Origin of the sequence: Streptomyces sp. NBC_00691, assembly GCF_036226665.1 — a bacterium.
Lineage (GTDB): Bacteria > Actinomycetota > Actinomycetes > Streptomycetales > Streptomycetaceae > Streptomyces.
The window spans coordinates 2,208,985-2,226,909 of the sequence record NZ_CP109007.1 but is presented as its reverse complement, the minus strand read 5'-3'; the positions used below and the strand labels follow the sequence as shown (position 1 = coordinate 2,226,909).

At 72.8% G+C, this 17,925-nt stretch carries 15 protein-coding genes; 10 read left to right on the top strand and 5 right to left on the bottom strand.

From position 1 onward, the window contains the following. Window positions 1-168 precede the first annotated feature (168 nt). Together gltB and OG392_RS09990 are read left to right on the top strand one after the other, a co-directional pair. Complete coding sequence (gltB, locus tag OG392_RS09995; RefSeq protein ID WP_329277724.1) at window positions 169-4,734, top strand: glutamate synthase large subunit; 4,566 nt, start codon at window positions 169-171, stop codon at window positions 4,732-4,734. Further along, window positions 4,727-6,187, top strand: a complete 1,461-nt coding sequence (locus OG392_RS09990) for a glutamate synthase subunit beta (protein WP_329277722.1) — start codon at window positions 4,727-4,729, stop codon at window positions 6,185-6,187. The genes gltB and OG392_RS09990 overlap by 8 nt, the downstream gene beginning before the upstream one ends. Before the next feature lie 124 nt (window positions 6,188-6,311). Here the strand turns inward: OG392_RS09990 and OG392_RS09985 are convergent, their stop codons facing one another. From OG392_RS09985 to OG392_RS09975, 3 genes are read right to left on the bottom strand one after another with little or no spacing between them, the layout of a single operon-like run. Beyond that, window positions 6,312-7,217, bottom strand: coding sequence for an alpha/beta hydrolase (locus tag OG392_RS09985; protein WP_329277720.1), 906 nt, complete (start codon window positions 7,215-7,217; stop codon window positions 6,312-6,314). Next, the gene (locus tag OG392_RS09980) at window positions 7,214-7,936 is read right to left on the bottom strand and encodes a glucose 1-dehydrogenase (RefSeq protein WP_329277718.1); all 723 of its coding nucleotides are present in this window, start codon (window positions 7,934-7,936) and stop codon (window positions 7,214-7,216) included. Before OG392_RS09980 ends, OG392_RS09985 begins: the two co-directional genes overlap by 4 nt. Next, window positions 7,933-9,060 carry an LLM class flavin-dependent oxidoreductase gene (locus OG392_RS09975; protein ID WP_329277717.1) on the bottom strand — a complete coding sequence of 376 codons (1,128 nt, stop codon included), beginning with the start codon at window positions 9,058-9,060 and terminating at the stop codon, window positions 7,933-7,935. Before OG392_RS09975 ends, OG392_RS09980 begins: the two co-directional genes overlap by 4 nt. Before the next feature lie 96 nt (window positions 9,061-9,156). Here OG392_RS09975 and OG392_RS09970 point away from each other — a divergent pair, with 96 nt between their 5' ends. The 4 genes from OG392_RS09970 (at window position 9,157) to OG392_RS09955 (ending at window position 11,609) form a co-directional block, all read left to right on the top strand. Beyond that, a complete protein-coding gene (locus OG392_RS09970) occupies window positions 9,157-9,750 on the top strand; it encodes a PadR family transcriptional regulator (protein WP_329277715.1) in 594 nt (197 codons plus the stop codon). After that, complete coding sequence (locus OG392_RS09965; protein WP_329277713.1) at window positions 9,741-10,460, top strand: VWA domain-containing protein; 720 nt, start codon at window positions 9,741-9,743, stop codon at window positions 10,458-10,460. The genes OG392_RS09970 and OG392_RS09965 overlap by 10 nt, the downstream gene beginning before the upstream one ends. A 114-nt stretch (window positions 10,461-10,574) precedes the next feature. Next, entirely contained in the window at window positions 10,575-11,003 is a 429-nt protein-coding gene (locus OG392_RS09960; RefSeq protein ID WP_329277711.1) for a VOC family protein, read from the top strand. Window positions 11,004-11,093: 90 nt separating this feature from the next. Next, window positions 11,094-11,609: a pyridoxamine 5'-phosphate oxidase family protein gene (locus tag OG392_RS09955; protein WP_329277709.1), complete on the top strand. Its 516-nt coding sequence runs from the start codon at window positions 11,094-11,096 to the stop codon at window positions 11,607-11,609. Between the two features lie 96 nt (window positions 11,610-11,705). On the opposite strand, the gene OG392_RS09950 is transcribed toward OG392_RS09955, so the two are convergent. After that, entirely contained in the window at window positions 11,706-12,749 is a 1,044-nt protein-coding gene (locus tag OG392_RS09950; RefSeq protein WP_329277707.1) for an acyl-CoA dehydrogenase family protein, read from the bottom strand. Next, the gene (locus OG392_RS09945) at window positions 12,749-13,894 is read right to left on the bottom strand and encodes an acyl-CoA dehydrogenase family protein (protein ID WP_329277705.1); all 1,146 of its coding nucleotides are present in this window, start codon (window positions 13,892-13,894) and stop codon (window positions 12,749-12,751) included. Before OG392_RS09945 ends, OG392_RS09950 begins: the two co-directional genes overlap by 1 nt. Window positions 13,895-13,951: 57 nt before the next feature. On the opposite strand from OG392_RS09945, the gene OG392_RS09940 reads away from it, so the two are divergent. From OG392_RS09940 to OG392_RS09925, 4 genes are read left to right on the top strand one after another with little or no spacing between them, the layout of a single operon-like run. Continuing rightward, a complete protein-coding gene (locus OG392_RS09940) occupies window positions 13,952-15,088 on the top strand; it encodes an acyl-CoA dehydrogenase family protein (protein ID WP_329277703.1) in 1,137 nt (378 codons plus the stop codon). Further along, window positions 15,085-15,912, top strand: coding sequence for an SDR family oxidoreductase (locus tag OG392_RS09935; protein WP_329277701.1), 828 nt, complete (start codon window positions 15,085-15,087; stop codon window positions 15,910-15,912). Before OG392_RS09940 ends, OG392_RS09935 begins: the two co-directional genes overlap by 4 nt. 15 nt (window positions 15,913-15,927) lie before the next feature. Beyond that, window positions 15,928-16,557 (top strand): TetR/AcrR family transcriptional regulator, encoded by a 630-nt coding sequence (locus tag OG392_RS09930; protein WP_329277699.1) that lies wholly within the window; start codon window positions 15,928-15,930, stop codon window positions 16,555-16,557. A gap of 58 nt (window positions 16,558-16,615) precedes the next feature. Beyond that, window positions 16,616-17,773, top strand: a complete 1,158-nt coding sequence (locus tag OG392_RS09925; RefSeq protein ID WP_329277697.1) for an acetyl-CoA C-acetyltransferase — start codon at window positions 16,616-16,618, stop codon at window positions 17,771-17,773. The last annotated feature ends 152 nt before the right edge of the window (window positions 17,774-17,925 follow it).

Here is a 17,925-nt window from a genome sequence, read left to right as displayed (position 1 = left end):
CCGTATCGGTGGTGTCCGCATGTTGGAATGCGCTATCCACTTAGCGAGAAACCGGCCATCATGTAACCTGCACGAAATTTCGCGGAGGGCCAACGTCGTCCCTCGGCAGCAGCTCCCCCAGACGTGGTCTGGGAGGTGCCCCCAGCCACGACGACGACGGGAGAGCCGATGCGTTCCGACGCCTGGTCGCCCATGGACGGTCGCCCTGCTCCGCAGGGGATGTACGACCCCCGTAACGAACACGACGCCTGTGGTGTCGGGTTCGTGGCCACCCTCACCGGTGTAGCCAGCCACGCGCTGGTCGAGCAGGCGCTGACCGTACTGCGCAACCTCGAGCACCGCGGCGCCACCGGCTCCGAGCCCGACTCCGGTGACGGCGCCGGCATCCTTTTCCAGGTCCCGGACGCCTTCCTCCGCGAGGTCGCCGGATTCCAGCTCCCCGAGGCCGGCGCGTACGCCGTCGGCATCGCCTTCCTCCCCGAGGACGGCACCGACGAGACCGCCGCCGCGATCGAGGCGCTCGCCGCCGACGAGGGCCTGAACGTCCTCGGCTGGCGCGAGGTCCCCGTCGCCCCCGAACTGCTCGGCGCCTCCGCCCGCTCCACCATGCCGGTCTTCCGCCAGCTCTTCGTCGCGGACGCCGCGGGCGAAGCCACCGGCATCGCGCTCGACCGCAAGGCCTTCGTCCTGCGCAAGCGCGCCGAGCGCGAGGCCGCGACGTACTTCCCGTCGCTCTCCGCCCGCACCATCGTCTACAAGGGCATGCTGACCACCGGCCAGCTGGAGCCCTTCTTCCCGGACCTGTCGGACCGCCGCTGCGCCACCGCCGTGGCCCTGGTCCACTCCCGGTTCTCCACCAACACCTTCCCGAGCTGGCCGCTGGCCCACCCGTACCGCTTCGTCGCCCACAACGGTGAGATCAACACCGTCAAGGGCAACCGGAACTGGATGACCGCCCGCGAGGCCCAGCTCGACTCCACCGTCTTCGGCGAGGGCTCGCTGGACCGGATCTTCCCGATCTGCACCCCGGACGCCTCCGATTCGGCCTCCTTCGACGAGGTCCTGGAGCTGCTCCACCTCGGCGGCCGCTCCCTGCCCCACGCGGTCCTGATGATGGTCCCGGAGGCGTGGGAGAACCACGAGACGATGGACCCCGCCCGCCGCGCGTTCTACCAGTACCACTCCACGATGATGGAGCCCTGGGACGGTCCGGCCTGCGTCACCTTCACCGACGGCGTCCAGGTCGGCGCGGTCCTCGACCGCAACGGACTGCGCCCCGGCCGCTACTGGGTCACCGACGAGGGCCTCGTCGTCCTCTCCTCCGAGGTCGGCGTCCTCGACATCGACCCCGCCAAGGTCGTCCGCAAGGGCCGCCTCCAGCCCGGCAAGATGTTCCTCGTCGACACCGCCGAGCACCGCATCGTCGAGGACGACGAGATCAAGGCGGCCCTCGCAGCCGAGAACCCCTACGCGGAGTGGCTGGAGACCGGGGAGATCGAGCTCTCCGACCTCCCCGAGCGCGAGCACATCGTGCACACCCACGCCTCGGTCACCCGCCGCCAGCAGACCTTCGGCTACACCGAGGAAGAACTCCGCGTCATCCTCGCGCCGATGGCCCGCACCGCCGGCGAGCCCCTCGGCTCCATGGGAACGGACTCGCCGATCGCGGCACTGTCCGCCCGCCCGCGGCTGCTCTTCGACTACTTCACCCAGCTGTTCGCGCAGGTCACCAACCCGCCGCTGGACGCCATCCGCGAAGAGCTCGTGACCTCGCTGCGCTCCTCGCTCGGCCCCGGCAGCAACCTGCTCGAGCCGACCTCCTCGTCGTGTCGCAGCGTCACCCTGCCGTTCCCGGTGATCGACAACGACGAGCTGGCCAAGCTCATCCACATCAACGCCGACGGCGACATGCCCGGCATGAAGGCCGCGACCCTCTCCGGCCTCTACCGGGTCTCCGGGGGCGGCGACGCCCTCGCCGCCCGCCTCGACGCCATCTGCGCCGAGGCCGACACCGCCATCGAGGGCGGCGCCCGCCTCATCGTGCTCTCCGACCGGCACTCCGACGCCGAGCACGCGCCGATCCCCTCGCTGCTGCTCACCGCGGCCGTCCACCACCACCTCATCCGCACCAAGCAGCGCACCAAGGTGGGTCTGCTCGTCGAGGCCGGTGACGTCCGCGAGGTCCACCACGTCGCCCTGCTCATCGGCTACGGCGCCGCGGCGGTCAACCCGTACCTCGCCATGGAGTCCGTCGAGGACCTCGTCCGCGCCGGCACCTTCATCGAGGGCCTGGAGCCCGAGCAGGCCATCCGGAACCTGATCTACGCGCTCGGCAAGGGCGTCCTCAAGGTCATGTCCAAGATGGGCATCTCCACCGTCGCCTCCTACCGCGGCGCCCAGGTCTTCGAGGCCGTCGGCCTCGACGAGACCTTCGTCGCCACGTACTTCAACGGCACGGCCACCAAGATCGGCGGCGCCGGTCTCGACGTCGTCGCCAAGGAGGTCGCCGCCCGCCACGCCAAGGCGTACCCCGTCTCCGGCGTCGCCTCGGCACACCGCCTCCTGGACATCGGCGGCGAGTACCAGTGGCGCCGCGAGGGCGAGCCGCACCTGTTCGATCCGGAGACCGTCTTCCGCCTGCAGCACGCCACGCGCAACAAGCGGTACGACATCTTCAAGCAGTACACGGACCGGGTGAACGAGCAGTCCGAGCGCCTCATGACGCTCCGCGGCCTCTTCGGCTTCACCTCCGGCCGCCCCGCGATCTCCGTCGACGAGGTCGAGCCGGCCGCCGAGATCGTCAAGCGCTTCTCCACCGGCGCCATGTCGTACGGCTCCATCTCCCGCGAGGCGCACGAGACCCTCGCCGTCGCCATGAACCAGCTGGGCGCCAAGTCCAACACCGGTGAGGGCGGCGAGGACTCGGACCGCCTCTACGACCCGGCCCGCCGCTCCGCGATCAAGCAGGTCGCCTCCGGCCGCTTCGGCGTCACCAGCGAGTACCTGGTCAACGCCGACGACATCCAGATCAAGATGGCCCAGGGCGCCAAGCCCGGCGAGGGCGGCCAGCTGCCCGGCCACAAGGTCTACCCGTGGGTCGCCAAGACGCGTCACTCGACGCCCGGCGTCGGCCTCATCTCGCCGCCGCCGCACCACGACATCTACTCCATCGAGGACCTGGCTCAGCTGATCCACGACCTCAAGAACGCCAACCCGGTCGCCCGCATCCACGTGAAGCTGGTCTCCGAGGTCGGCGTCGGCACGGTCGCCGCCGGTGTCTCCAAGGCCCACGCGGACGTCGTCCTCATCTCCGGCCACGACGGCGGTACGGGCGCCTCGCCGCTCACCTCGCTCAAGCACGCGGGCGGTCCCTGGGAGCTCGGTCTCGCCGAGACGCAGCAGACCCTGCTGCTCAACGGCCTGCGCGACCGGATCGTCGTCCAGACCGACGGTCAGCTCAAGACCGGCCGTGACGTCGTCATCGCCGCGCTGCTCGGCGCCGAGGAGTTCGGTTTCGCGACCGCGCCGCTCGTGGTCTCCGGCTGCGTCATGATGCGCGTCTGCCACCTGGACACCTGCCCGGTCGGCATCGCCACCCAGAACCCGGTCCTCCGCGACCGCTTCTCCGGCAAGCCCGAGTTCGTCGTCAACTTCTTCGAGTTCATCGCCGAGGAGGTCCGCGAGCTCCTCGCCGAGCTGGGCTTCCGCACCCTCGAAGAGGCCGTCGGCCACGCCGAGCTGCTCGACACCAGCCGCGCCGTCACCCACTGGAAGGCGCAGGGTCTCGACCTGGAGCCGCTCTTCTACGTGCCGGAGCTGCCCGAGGGCGCGGTCCGCCACGCCCTGATCGAGCAGGACCACGGTCTGGAGAAGGCCCTCGACAACGAGCTGATCCAGCTCGCCGCCGAGGCCCTGAACGCCGCCTCCGCCGAGGAGGCCCAGCCGGTCCGCGCCCAGGTCTCCATCCGCAACATCAACCGCACGGTCGGCACCATGCTCGGCCACCAGGTGACGAAGCGGTTCGGCGGCGCCGGCCTCCCGGCCGACACCATCGACATCACCTTCACCGGCTCCGCGGGCCAGTCGTTCGGCGCCTTCCTGCCGAGCGGTGTCACCCTCCGCCTGGAGGGCGACGCCAACGACTACGTCGGCAAGGGCCTCTCCGGCGGCCGTGTGATCGTCCGCCCCGACCGGGGCGCCGACCACCTCGCCGAGTACTCGACCATCGCGGGCAACACGATCGGGTACGGCGCGACGGGCGGCGAACTGTTCCTCCGCGGCCGCACCGGCGAGCGCTTCTGCGTCCGCAACTCCGGCGCCCTGGTCGTCTCGGAGGGCGTGGGCGACCACGGCTGCGAGTACATGACCGGTGGCACGGCGGTCGTCCTCGGCGAGACCGGACGCAACTTCGCGGCCGGCATGTCGGGCGGTGTCGCCTACGTCGTCGACCTGGACCGGGACAACGTCAACTCCGGCAACCTCGGCGCCATCGAGACCCCGTCGGACAGCGACAAGGCGTGGCTGCACGATGTCGTGCGCCGCCACTTCGAGGAGACCGGCTCCACGGTCGCCGAGAAGCTCCTCGCCGACTGGGACGCCGCGGCGGCCCGGTTCAGCAAGATCATCCCCACCACGTACAAGGCAGTGCTCGCCGCCAAGGACGCCGCTGAGCTCGCCGGCCTCTCCGAGGCCGAGACCACCGAGAAGATGATGGAGGCGGCGACCCATGGCTGACCCCAAGGGCTTCCTGACCACCGGTCGCGAGGTCGCCGAGACCCGCCCCGTGGGCGAGCGCGTCAGGGACTGGAACGAGGTCTACGTCCCCGGCTCCCTGCTGCCGATCATCAGCAAGCAGGCCGGCCGCTGCATGGACTGCGGCATCCCGTTCTGCCACAACGGCTGCCCCCTCGGGAACCTGATCCCCGAGTGGAACGACTACGCCTACCGCGAGGACTGGTCGGCGGCGCAGGAGCGCCTGCACGCCACCAACAACTTCCCGGAGTTCACCGGCCGCCTCTGCCCGGCGCCGTGCGAGTCCGCGTGCGTGCTCGGCATCAACCAGCCGGCCGTCACCATCAAGAACGTCGAAGTCTCCATCATCGACAAGGCGTGGGACGCGAACGACGTCAAGCCGCAGGTGCCCGAGCGCCTCTCCGGCAAGACCGCCGCCGTCATCGGCTCGGGCCCGGCGGGTCTCGCCGCCGCCCAGCAGCTGACCCGGGCCGGCCACACCGTGGTCGTGTACGAGCGCGCCGACCGCATCGGCGGCCTGCTGCGGTACGGCATCCCCGAGTTCAAGATGGAGAAGCGGCACATCAACCGCCGCATCGAGCAGATGCGCGCGGAGGGCACCAAGTTCCGCACCGGCATCGAGATCGGCCGTGACCTCACGTCGACGGACCTGCGCAAGCGGTTCGACGCCGTGGTCATCGCCGCCGGCGCCACCGCCGCCCGCGACCTGCCCGTCCCGGGCCGGGAGCTGAACGGCGTCCACCAGGCGATGGAGTACCTGCCGCTGGCGAACAAGGTCGTCGAGGGTGACTTCGTCGCCCCGCCGATCACCGCCGAGGGCAAGCACGTCGTCGTCATCGGCGGCGGCGACACCGGCGCCGACTGCGTCGGTACGGCCCACCGCCAGGGCGCGGCCTCGGTCACGCAGCTGGAGATCATGCCGCGGCCGGGCGAGGAGCGGAACCCGGGGCAGCCCTGGCCGACCTTCCCCATGCTGTACAAGGTCACCTCCGCGCACGAGGAGGGCGGCGAGCGGGTCTACTCCGTCTCCACCACCCACTTCGAGGGCGACGAGGACGGCAACGTCCAGTTCCTCCACCTCGTCGAGGTCGAGTTCGTCGAGGGCAAGCTGACCCAGAAGCCGGGTACGGAGCGCAAGATCCCCGCCCAGCTGGTCACGCTCGCGATGGGCTTCACCGGCACGGACGTGGAGAACGGCCTGGTCGCCCAGTTTGGTCTGGACCTCGACGAGCGGGGTAACATCGCCCGGGACGCGGACTTCGCCACCAACGTCGATGGCGTGTACGTCGCCGGCGACGCCGGCCGCGGTCAGTCGCTCATCGTCTGGGCCATCGCCGAGGGCCGCTCGGCCGCCCGGGGTGTGGACCGCTTCCTGACCGGTGCCAGCTCCCTGCCGGCCCCGATCCGCCCGACGGACCGTTCGCTGATGGTCTGATCCGACCGGATCACCCCGAGAACGTCCCGTACAACGACGTACGGAACTGAGCACGGCGCCCCCCGAATGTCCCCGACCGGACGACTGGGTGGGCGCTGTCGCGCGTCCGGACGCGCGCGGGGGATCAGGGGCGGCCGGCCCTGGGGCACAGGGCCTTCAGCCACGCCGCCGCCCCGTCCAGCGCCGCGTCCGCCTCAGGCAGGAGGCCCGTGCCGCCGAGGAAGCCGTGGAACATGCCCGTGTGCAGGTGGACCTCGGTCCGGACGCCCGCCGCGGAGAGGCGGCGGGCGTAGGCGAGGCCCTCGTCGCGCAGGGGGTCGCAGTCGGCGAGGACGAGGAGGGCCGGGGAGAGGCCCGTGACGTCGGGGGTCAGACCGGGGGAGGCCGCCGCCGGGTCGCTCCCGGGTGCCACGTACTGCCGCCAGTACCAGCGCATGTGCGCCGTCGTGTGGAAGTAGCCCTCCGCGAAGTCGTGGGCCGAGCGTCCCTCCAGGCGGTGGTCGAGGGCCGGGTAGAAGAGGAGTTGGCCCGTCAGGCGGGGGCCGCCTCCGTCGCGGGCGCGGAGGGCCGCGGCCGCTGCCAGACTGCCGCCGCTGGAGTCGCCCGCCAGGACCAGGGGGCGCCCCGGACGGCGGTCGGCCGCCCACGCCAGGGCCGTGCACACATCGTCCTCGGCCGCCGGGAAGCGGTGCTCAGGCGCCCGGCGGTAGTCGACGGAGACGATGGTGGCGCCGGTGCGGGCGGCGAGCGCGCGGCATGTGCGGTCGTGGGTGTCCAGGTCTCCCAGGACCCAGCCGCCGCCGTGGGCGAAGACGACGACCGGGTCCCCCCGCCCCTCGTAGAGGCGTACGGGAACGCCGTCCGCCGAGGCGGACGACGCCGGCGGGATCTCGCCCAGCCGCGCCCTCGCCGCCGCCCTCAGGGCCTCCGCGCCCGCCTCCGGGGGCGGAAAGCCCGCCGACATCGCGTCGCAGAGCGCGCGGGCCGCCGGGGTGAGGGGGTCGGGGAGCCGTGCGTCGGACGTCGTCATGCGGTGAGGCCCCCGTCGACCGTGAACTCGGCGCCCGTGACGTACGCCGACGCGTCCGAGAGCAGGAACGCGACCAGTTCCCCTACCTCCTCGGGCCGGCCCATCCGGCCGAGGGGGATGTGCGACCAGTCCCGGTCCGCGACCGCCGCCGTCATGGGGGTGTCGACGGCGCCGGGATGGACCGAGTTGACCCGGACGCCGTACGGGGCGAGGTCGCGTGCCGCCGAGCGGCTGAGGCCGCGCAGGCCGAACTTGCCCGCCCCGTACGCCGCGTGACCGGGGACGCCGACGCGGCCCGCCGTGGACGACACGTTCACGATCGAGCCGCCGCCCGCCTCGCGCAGCGCGGGCAGGACGGCCTGGATGCCGAGGAAGGGGGCCAGCAGATTGACCCTGAGGAGGAGCTCGAAGTTCTCGTACGTCTCCGACTCCACCGGGGCCGTCCGCCAGAGGGCCGCGTTGTTGACGAGGCCGTCGATCCCGCCGTACGTGGTGACCGCCGTGTCCGTCACCCTCCGCCAGTCGTCCGCCGACGTCACGTCGTGGCGGACGAAGACCGCCGCCCCGCCGAGGTCCGCCGCCACAGCCCGGCCCTCCTCCTCCCGGACGTCGGTGAGGACCACCCGCGCCCCGGACGCCACGAGGAGCCGCGCCCCGGCGGCCCCCTGGCCGCGGGCCGCGCCCGTCACGATCACGGCCTTGCCGTCCAGGGCGTTCACGCGGCGGCGTCCAGGGCCCGGAAGTGCGGGATGACCTTCGTGCCCCACTGGCGGACGGTCTCCAGACAGGCCTCCTGCGGCACGGTTCCCATCTGGATCAGGCACATCACCTCGTCGACGCCGATCTCCCGGAGCCGTTCGACGTACGCGATCGCGGTGGCGGCGTCCCCGTACGCGTGGTCGGTGTTGTAGGTGCCGGTGTCCACCGGGCGGGCGGGGACGTTCGCCTCGTGCAGCCTGGCGATCAGCTCGTCCCGTTCGCGGGCGAGGGCGCCGGCGTGGTCCTCGTCCTCCGCGTAGCCGGTGGGCGCGGGAGCGCCGCCGTACCAGTGGGCGATCGACTCGGCGAAGAAGCGCTGGCCCCGGGTGCCGAGCCGGAGCGCGCGCTCGGCGTCGTCCAGGACGACGGTCGGGCAGAGGGCGGAGAAGTGGTCGTTGGCCTCGGTGGAGACGAACCGCGCCCCGTCCCGTGCGGCGAGAGCCTCGTCGTACACCGTCCGCATCGCGCGGACGTCGTCGGCGCCCGCGAACCCCATCACCAGGGCGCCGATGCCGAGTTCGGCCGCCTGCCGGAGCGAGGCGTGCTGCGAGCAGGCCATGAAGAGCGGCGGGTGCGGCCGCTGGACCGGGCGGGGCAGGATCGCGCCGGGGCCGATGTCGAGCGAGCCGTGCCACTCGAACTCCGGCTCGCGCCATGCGGCGGCGAGGATCCGCAGGGCCTCCTCCGTCTGCGGCGCGGTGTCCTCGGGGCGCACCCCGAACATCCGCATCTCCTGGCGTGTCGCGCCGCGTCCGGCTCCGATGTCGACCCGGCCGCCGGAGAGCACGTCGAGCATGGCGGCGCGCTCGGCGACCCGGACGGGGTGCTGGTAGCCGAAGGGCATGGTGACCACGCCGTGGCCGACGCGGATCGTCCTCGTGCGGGCGGCGACCCAGGTCAGGAAGATCTCGGACGCGCTCATGTGGGCGTACTGGGTGAGGGAGTGGTGTTCGACCGCCCAGATCCGGTCGAAGCCCATCTCCTCGGCGAGGACGGCCTGTTCGACGCAGTCGTGGATGACGCGGTGCTCGCGGGCGGGGGTCGGGTCGACGAGCTGTGCTTCGAAGATCATGGAGAACTTCACGGGGGCGCTCCTCCCGGAGGGATACGGCAGCTATGCCTAATCGAAATACTTCTAGCAGGCATAGGTAGGGGAGGGAAGGGCCGTAGACTGCCGACCGTGGCGGACGAAGAGATCGTGCCGGCGCTTCCGGCGACCAGCTGGGCCGTGCTCGGACTGCTGTCCTTCGGGCGGGAGTTGTCGGGTTACGACCTCAAGAAGTGGTCGGACCGGTCGCTGGGGCTCTTCTACTGGAGCCCGTCGTTCAGTCAGATCTACAGCGAGCTCAAGCGCCTGGAGAAGGCCGGATACGCCGGCTCGCGGCTGGTCGCCCCCGAGGCGGGCTCGCGCGACAAGCGCGTCTACCGGATCACCGGCGAGGGCCTCGCCGCCGTCCGTCTCTGGGCCCGCACCGCCCCGCTCGACCCGCCCGTCCTCAAGCACGGGCCGATGCTCCGGCTCTGGCTCGGCCATCTCCTCGAACCCGAGCGGATGCGGGAGGTCCTCGCCACCCACCGGGAGCACGCCGAGGGCATGCGGCTGCGCGCCGAGGCGGACGTGGCGGACGCGGCGGCGGACGAGGCCTGGACGTACCCCCGGCTCACCCTCACCTGGGCCGAGCGGTACTACGCCGCCGAGCGCGACCTGGCCGACGCCATGCTCGCGGACATCGACCGGCTGGAGCGTCCGGAGGGAGAGGGGCCATGGCACTGAGTCTGCGGAAGGTCGAGGAGACCGCGCCCGCGCTGGTGAGCCTCTACCGGCAGGCGGGCGAGTCGCTGCGGCGGCACGGGATCGACGGGCAGCACGTCGCCGTCTACCTCGTCGTCGACTACTCGGGGTCGATGAAGCCGTACTACGCCTCCGGCGCCGTCCAGGCCCTGGCCGACCGGGTGCTGGGGCTCTCCGCGCAGCTCGACGACGACGGTCGGGTGCCCGTCGTCTTCTTCTCCACCGACATCGACGCCGAGACCGAGATCCGGCTCGACGACCACGCCGGCCGGATCGACCGCATCGTCGCCGGGCTCGGGCACATGGGCAGGACCAGCTACCACCTGGCCATGGACGCCGTGATCGACCACTACCTCGACAGCGGCTCCACCGCACCCGCGCTCGTCGTCTTCCAGACCGACGGCGGGCCGGTCAACAAGCTCGCGGCCGAGCGGTACGTGTGCAAGGCGGCCCGGCTGCCGATCTTCTGGCAGTTCATCGGCTTCGGCGACCCCGGAAGCCGGCAGTTCGAGTTCCTGCGCCGGCTCGACGAGCTGGACGTGCCGGCGAGGCGGCCCGTGGACAACTCCGGGTTCTTCCACGCGGGGCAGGATCCGAGCCGGGTCCCGGACGCGGAGCTGTACGACAGGCTCGTCGCGGAGTTCCCGGTATGGCTGGCGGCGGCGCGGCGGCAGGGAATCGTCCGCTCCTGAACAGGAGAGACCCACCGGTCGAGCCCGTGGGGCTCGTTCGACTCGGCCGAGCGGGCGGCCTGTTGCGCCGGAAAGCGTTGGCCCTCGGCCGGACCTCCGGTGGAACATGGCCGCATGACCTCTCTCGTACGACACGTCACCATCGACTGCTCCGACGCCTACGCCCTCGCCACCTTCTGGGCGCAGGTCCTGGACTCCAAGGTCTCCGACGACGACCGGCCGGGCGACGAGGAGGCACTCGTCGAGACGCCCGGGGCCGGCCTCCTCTTCATCCAGGTCCCCGAGGCGAAGGCGGTCAAGAACCGCGTCCACCTGGACCTCCAGCCGCAGGACCGTACCCGCGACGAGGAGATCGAGCGGCTGCTGGGCCTCGGAGCGACCCTCCTCGACGACCGCCGGAACCCGGACGGCACCGGCTGGGCGACCCTGGGCGACCCGGAGGGCAACGAGTTCTGCGTCGAGCGCAGCGAGGCGGAGCGTGCGGCCACGTCCGCCGCTTCCACCGATGCGGCCGCCGCGTCCGCCGTTTCCACCGACTCCTGACGGCATCCGGCATCCGGCATCCGGAGTGATCCGGAGTGATCCGGAGTAATCCGGACAGTAGATGTCGGGTATCCGGTGTTTCCTGGACGCATGGGAGACACCGGAACCGGAACCACCTGGTCGGCCTTCGAGGCCGCCGAACCCGCCTTCGCCGAGACCGTGCGCGAGCGCTTCGGGCAGTACACCCACCACGCCCTGGCCACCGTGCGCGAGGACGGCTCGCCCCGGCTCAGCGGCATCGAGGTGGGCTTCCGCTTCGGCGAGCTGTGGCTCGGCATGATGCCCGGCTCCCGCAAGGCCCGCGACCTGCGCCGCGACCCCCGGCTCACCCTCCTCGCCAACCTGGGCGCGGGCACCGGCATGGGCGGCGGGGACGTCCGTGTCTCGGGGCGGGCTGTCGAGGTGACCGACCCGGAGACCGTCGCCCGGTACGTCGCCGACGCGGGCGAGCCCCAGCCGTTCCACCTCTTCCGGGTGGACCCGACCGAGGTCGTACGGACCTGGGTGGACGGTGACGAGCTGGTCGTCCGCACCTGGTCCGCCGGCCGCCCGGCCCGCACCTTCCGGCGCGGCAACGACGACAGCCCGCCCCGGCAGGTCTCCTAGGGCCTGTCGTCACACTCCCGTCTGCCCCGCGACGCCTGGCCCTAGGTCCTGTCGACCCGCACCGGCCCGGCTGCCGTTCCCGCGCCGCGCCCCCGGTCAGGAGCAGGCGCGCAGCACGGCCGCCCGGCAGGTGGCCGGGTCGCCCCAGGCGTCCCTGAGGGGGCGGGCCTTGCGGAGCCACAGCGACAGGGCCAGTTCCTCCGTGTAGCCGATCGCGCCGTGGATCTGGAGGGCGGTGCGGGCCGCGGTGTACGCGGCCTCACCGGTCGTCACCTTCGCCGCGGCCAGGTCGCCGTCCGGCGCGTGCCCGTCCGCCAGTCCCACCGCCGCCCCGAACAGCAGCGGGCGCGCGAACTCCAGGGCCAGCAACGTGTCCGCCAGGCGGTGCTTGACCGCCTGGAACGCGCCGATCGGGGTACCGAACTGGGAGCGCTGCCGGGCGTACGCCACCGTCCGGTCGAGCAGGGCCAGGCCCACGCCCAGCGACTGGGCCGCCGTCGCCAGCATGGCCCAGCGCCGGGCCCGCTCCGCCGCGACGGCCACCGCGGGGCCCTCGGCGAGCAGCTCCCCGCCGGATGCCGGACGGGCGAGCCGTCGCGCGGGGTCGGCGGAGGCCCGGACGGGGCCGTGACCGGGCGCCCGCCACAGCCGTTCACCCCGCACGACGAGCACCGTGTCGGCCCGGTCGGCGTCCAGGGCGTACGGGAGGGCACGCTCTCGTACGTCCTCCGTCCCCCCTCGTACGTCCTCCGCTCCGGCGAGTGCCAGCGTCGCCGTCCGCTCGCCCGTGGCCAGGGCCGGCAGCAGGCGTTTCGCCGGGCCCCGGTCGCCCAGGCGCGCCAGCTCCCCGAGGAGCACCGCCGCCGCCACCGTCTCCACCACCGGGCCCGGCACCGCGTGGCGGCCCAACGCGACGAAGGCATGAGCGAGTTCGACCGGGAGCGGGCCCATGCCCTCGTACTCCTCCGGAACCGCGAGCGCGCACACCCCCGCCTCCGCGAGCCGTCCCCACAGGGCCCGCCCCGGGTCCGGGTCGTCGCCCGCCCAGGCCCGTACGGCCGCCGGAGTGTCCGCGGCGGCGAGCATCGCGTCCAGGGAGCGGGCGAAGGCGAGCTGCTCGCCGGTCGGCAGGAAGGTCATCAGCGGCGCCCCTTCGGGAGGCCGAGCAGCCGCTCGGCGATGATGTCGCGCTGGATCTCGTTCGTGCCCGCGTAGAGGGGGCCCGCGAGGGAGAAGACGTATCCCTCCGCCCAGGCGCCGTCCGCCAGCTCGCCCTCCGGGCCGAGGAGGTCGAGCGCGGTCTCGTGCAGGGCCAGGTCGTACTCCGACCAGAAGACCTTGTTGAGGCTGGACTCGGCCCCCGACGGCGCCCCCGCCGCCAGCCGGGCGGCCGCGCCCGCCGTGAACAGCTGGTACGCCCGCGCCCCGATCACCGCGTCCGCCACCCGCTCCCGCAGCGCCGGGTCCCCCGGGTCGCCCTCCGACCGCCAGAGCCGTACGAGTCGGTCGGCGGCGGCCAGGAAGCGGCCGGGCGAGCGGAGCATCAGTCCGCGCTCGTTGCCCGTCGTGGACATCGCGATGCGCCAGCCCTGGCCCGGCTCCCCGATCACGTCCTCGTCCGGGACGAACACCTCGTCGAGGAACAGCTCGGCGAAGGCCGGTTTCCCGTCGAGCCGGCCGATGGGCCGGACGGTCACCCCCCGCGCCCGCAGGTCGAACATGAGGTAGGTCAGGCCCCGGTGCGGCCGGTCCGCCTCCGGGTCGCTGCGGAAGATGCCGAAGGCCCGGTCGGCGAAGGCGGCCCGTGAGGACCAGGTCTTCAGTCCGGAGAGCAGCCAGCCGCCGTCCGTGCGGACCGCCCGGGAGGTCAGGGACGCCAGGTCGGAGCCGGCCTCGGGCTCGGACCAGGCCTGCGCCCAGATCGTCTCCCCGGTCGCCATCGGCGGGAGGATCCGGGCCCGCTGCTCGGCCGTCCCGTGGTCGAAGAGGGTGGGCGCGAGGAGCTGGACGCCGTTCTGCGAGACCCGGCCGGGCGCCCCGGCCGCCCAGTACTCCTCCTCGAAGACCAGCCATCGGGCGAGGTCGACGCCCCGGCCCCCGTACTCCTCGGGCCAGGAGACCACCGACCAGCGGGCGGCGGCCAGTTCGGCCTCCCAGGCGCGGTGGGCGGCGAAGCCCTCGGCCGTCTCCAGCGAGGGCGGCGGCTCGGCGGGGACATGGTCCCGCAGCCACTCCCGGGCCTCCGCCCGGAAGGCCTCCTCGGTCCGTGTGTACGAGAGATCCATCGGTCGCCCCGCCCTCACCCGTTCCCTAACAAGTGTTTGGTAGGTTAACGTACGGCCATGAGCAGCGTCGAGGAGTTCCGGGCGGAGACACGGGGCTGGCTGAAGACCCACCTCAGCGGCTCCTTCGCCGCCCTCAAGGGGCGCGGCGGGCCCGGCCGCGAGCACGAGGCCTTCGCCGAACGCCTCGCCTGGGAGCGGCACCTGGCCGCCCACGGCTGGACCTGCGTCGGCTGGCCCGAGGAGTACGGCGGGCGCGGCGCGAGCGTCGAGGAGCAGATCGCCTTCCACGAGGAGTACGCCCTCGCCGACGCCCCCGCCCGCGTCAACCACATCGGCGAGCAGCTCCTCGGCCCCACCCTCGTCGACCACGGCACCGAGGAGCAGAAGGCCCGTTTCCTGCCCCCGATCCGCGCCGTCGAGGAACTCTGGTGCCAGGGCTACAGCGAACCCGGCGCCGGCTCCGACCTCGCCGCCGTCCGCACCCGCGCCGCCCTGGAGAACGGCCGGTGGGTGGTCCACGGGCAGAAGATCTGGACCTCCCTCGCCCACGAGTCCCAGTGGTGCTTCGTCCTGGCCCGGACGGAACCGGGCTCGCGGCGCCACGCCGGGCTCTCGTACCTCCTCGTCCCCCTCGACCAGCCCGGCGTCGAGATCCGGCCCATCGTCCAGCTCACCGGCACCAGCGAGTTCAACGAGGTCTTCTTCGACGGGGCCGTCACCGACGCCGCGAACGTCGTCGGCGCGCCCGGCGACGGCTGGCGGATCGCCATGGCCACCCTCGGCTACGAACGCGGCGTCTCCACCCTCGGCCAGCAGGTCGGCTTCCGCCGCGAACTCGACGCCCTCGTCGCCCTGGCCCGCCGCAACGGCGCCGCCGCCGACCCCGACATCCGCGACCGCCTCACCCGCGCCTGGTCCGGCCTGGAGGCGCTCCGGGCCGGCGCCCTGCGCGGCACCGACCCCTCCGCCGCCAAGCTGTACTGGTCCCACTGGCACCGCGACCTCGGCGAACTCGCCCTGGAGGTGTGCGGCCCCGCCGCCACGCTGGCCGCCGGAGCCCCGTACGAACTCGACGACTGGCAGCGGCTGTTCCTCTTCTCCCGCGCCGACACCGTCTACGCCGGATCCAGTGAGATCCAGCGGAACATCATCGCCGAGCGGGTGCTCGGCCTGCCGAAGGAGCCGCGCCCATGAGCCGTCCCCCCGCGCCGCCCTACGTGCGGGGCCACGGACTCCTCGCCGGGCGGACCGCCGTGATCACCGCCGCCGCCGGGGCCGGCATCGGCGGCGCCACCGCCCGACGCTTCCTGGAGGAGGGCGCCCGCGTCCTCGTCAGCGACGCCCACACCCGGCGCCTCAAGGAGACCGAGACCGCGCTCGCCGCGGAGTTCGGCGCGGACGCGGTCGCCTCCCAGCCCTGTGACGTCACCGACGACGCCCAGGTCCAGGCGCTGTACGACACGGCCGTCCGGCTCCACGGACGCCTGGACATCACCGTCAACAACGCCGGCCTCGGCGGCACCGCGGAACTCGCCGACATGACCGACGAGCAGTGGGACCGGGTCCTCGACGTCACCCTCGGCGGCACCTTCCGCTGCACCCGCGCGGCCCTCCGCCACTTCCGCGCCGCGGGCACCGGCGACGGGACCCGTACCGGCGACGGCACCCGTACCGGGGGCGTCGTCGTCAACAACGCCTCCGTCGTCGGCTGGCGCGCCCAGGCGGGCCAGGCCCACTACGCCGCCGCCAAGGCCGGGGTCATGGCCCTCACCCGCTGCGCGGCCGTCGAGGCCGCCGCGTACGGCGTCCGCGTCAACGCCGTCTCGCCCTCCCTCGCCATGCACCCCCACCTGGCCAAGGTCACCACCACCGAACTCCTCGACGAGCTGACCGCACGCGAGGCCTTCGGCCGCTACGCCGAGCCCTGGGAGATCGCCAACGTCATCGTCTTCCTCGCGGGCGACTACTCCTCCTACATGACCGGCGAGACGGTCTCCGTCAGCAGCCAGCACCCGTAGGACCAGAATGGACGCGTGCCGAACACTCCCCAGAGCTCCAGCAAGAAGAAGACCCCGGTGAGCGGCGGGCCCGAGCGGCGCCGTGAACTCCTCGACACGGCGGCCGAGGTGTTCGCCGCCCAGGGGTACAACGCCACCACCGTCCGCAAGATCGCGGACGCCGCCGGCATGCTCGCCGGCAGCCTCTACTACCACTTCGACTCCAAGGAGTCGATGCTCGACGAGATCCTCTCCACCTTCCTCGACGAGCTGTGGGAGGGGTACGACGCCGTCCTCGACGCCGGACTCGGGCCCCGCGAGACCATCGAGGCCCTCGTCACCGAGTCCTTCCGCGAGATCGACCGGCACCGCGCCGCCGTCGCCATCTACCAGAAGGAGTCCCGGCACCTCACCGACCAGCCCCGCTTCCACTACCTGACCGACTCGCAGCGCAGGTTCGAGAAGGCCTGGCTCGGCACCCTGGAGCGCGGGGTCGCCGCCGGGGCCTTCCGCACCGACCTGGACGTCCGCCTGACCTACCGGTTCGTCCGCGACACCGTCTGGGTCGCCGCGTCCTGGTACCGGCCCGGCGGCCTGCACAGCCCCGAGGAGATCGCCCGCCAGTACCTCTCGATGGTCCTGGACGGGATCGCCGTACGCACGTGACCACGCACGGTCCCGGCACCGGCCCGTGCGCCCCACCCGACCCACCGGAGGAGTCGCCATGCCCGAGGCCTACATCGTCGAAGCGGTCCGCACACCCGTGGGGCGCCGAGGAGGCGGCCTCTCGGCCGTCCACCCGGCGGACCTCGGCGCCCACGCCCTCAAGGCCCTCGTCATCCGGTCGGGGATCGACCCGGCCGCCGTCGACGACGTCGTCCTCGGCTGCCTCGACACCGTCGGGCCGCAGGCCGGCGACATCGCCCGGACGGCCTGGCTGGCCGCCGGCCTCCCCGAGGAGGTCCCCGGGGTGACCGTGGACCGCCAGTGCGGCTCGTCCCAGCAGGCCGTGCACTTCGCCGCCCAGGCGGTGATGTCCGGCACCCAGGACCTCGTCGTCGCCGGCGGCGTCCAGAACATGTCGATGATCCCCATCGCCTTCGCCTCCCGGCAGGCCGCCGAGCCCCTCGGCCTCACCGGCGGACCCTTCCACGGCAGCGAGGGATGGCGCGCCCGGTACGGCGACGCGCCCGTCAACCAGTTCCACGGCGCCGAGCTGATCGCCGAGAAATGGCGGATCACCCGCCACGACCAGGAGGAATTCGCCCTTCGCTCGCACGAGCGGGCGCTCCGCGCGATCGACGGCGGCCGCTTCGCGCGGGAGACCGTGGCGTACGGCGACGTCACCGTCGACGAGGGGCCGCGCCGCGACACCAGCGCCGAGAAGATGGCCGGGCTCCGGCCCGTCGTCGAGGGCGGCACCATCACCGCCGCCTGCTCCTCCCAGGTCTCCGACGGGGCGGCGGCACTGCTCCTGGCCGGCGAGCGGGCCGTACGGGAGCACGGGCTCACCCCCCGGGCCCGGATCCACCACCTCTCGGCGCGCGGCGAGGATCCGATCCGGATGCTGTCCGGGCCGATACCCGCGACCGCGCACGCGCTCAAGAAGACCGGTCTGACCATCGACGACATCGACCTCGTCGAGATCAACGAGGCCTTCGCGCCGGTCGTCCTCGCCTGGCTGAAGGAGACCGGCGCCGACCCGGCCCGGGTCAACGTCAACGGCGGCGCGATCGCCCTGGGCCACCCGCTCGGCGCGACCGGCGCGAAGCTGATGACGACCCTCCTCCACGAGCTGGAGCGCACCGGAGGCCGCTACGGCCTCCAGACCATGTGCGAGGGCGGCGGCCAGGCGAACGTCACGATCATCGAAAGGCTCTGATCCGGCACCGTTCCGCTGTGAGGTCGACCACGTCGCACCGCGCTGGGCAGGTCTGATCCGTCCGGGCATCGGTCGGGAGGGGCGGGAAGGTTCCGGGGCGCACTATTGTTCCGGTAGAGACATCCGGGGCTCGTACCGCGCGTTCCGGGAGA

Bases quoted from the DNA above. Each gene is read 5' to 3' on its own strand.
- gltB (WP_329277724.1), top strand. From the start codon at position 169: ATGCGTTCCGACGCCTGGTCGCCCATGGACGGTCGCCCTGCTCCGCAG.
- OG392_RS09990 (WP_329277722.1), top strand. From the start codon at position 4,727: ATGGCTGACCCCAAGGGCTTCCTGACCACCGGTCGCGAGGTCGCCGAG.
- OG392_RS09985 (WP_329277720.1), bottom strand. From the start codon at position 7,217: ATGACGACGTCCGACGCACGGCTCCCCGACCCCCTCACCCCGGCGGCC.
- OG392_RS09965 (WP_329277713.1), top strand. From the start codon at position 9,741: ATGGCACTGAGTCTGCGGAAGGTCGAGGAGACCGCGCCCGCGCTGGTG.
- OG392_RS09960 (WP_329277711.1), top strand. From the start codon at position 10,575: ATGACCTCTCTCGTACGACACGTCACCATCGACTGCTCCGACGCCTAC.
- OG392_RS09955 (WP_329277709.1), top strand. From the start codon at position 11,094: ATGGGAGACACCGGAACCGGAACCACCTGGTCGGCCTTCGAGGCCGCC.
- OG392_RS09950 (WP_329277707.1), bottom strand. From the start codon at position 12,749: ATGACCTTCCTGCCGACCGGCGAGCAGCTCGCCTTCGCCCGCTCCCTG.
- OG392_RS09945 (WP_329277705.1), bottom strand. From the start codon at position 13,894: ATGGATCTCTCGTACACACGGACCGAGGAGGCCTTCCGGGCGGAGGCC.
- OG392_RS09940 (WP_329277703.1), top strand. From the start codon at position 13,952: ATGAGCAGCGTCGAGGAGTTCCGGGCGGAGACACGGGGCTGGCTGAAG.
- OG392_RS09935 (WP_329277701.1), top strand. From the start codon at position 15,085: ATGAGCCGTCCCCCCGCGCCGCCCTACGTGCGGGGCCACGGACTCCTC.
- OG392_RS09925 (WP_329277697.1), top strand. From the start codon at position 16,616: ATGCCCGAGGCCTACATCGTCGAAGCGGTCCGCACACCCGTGGGGCGC.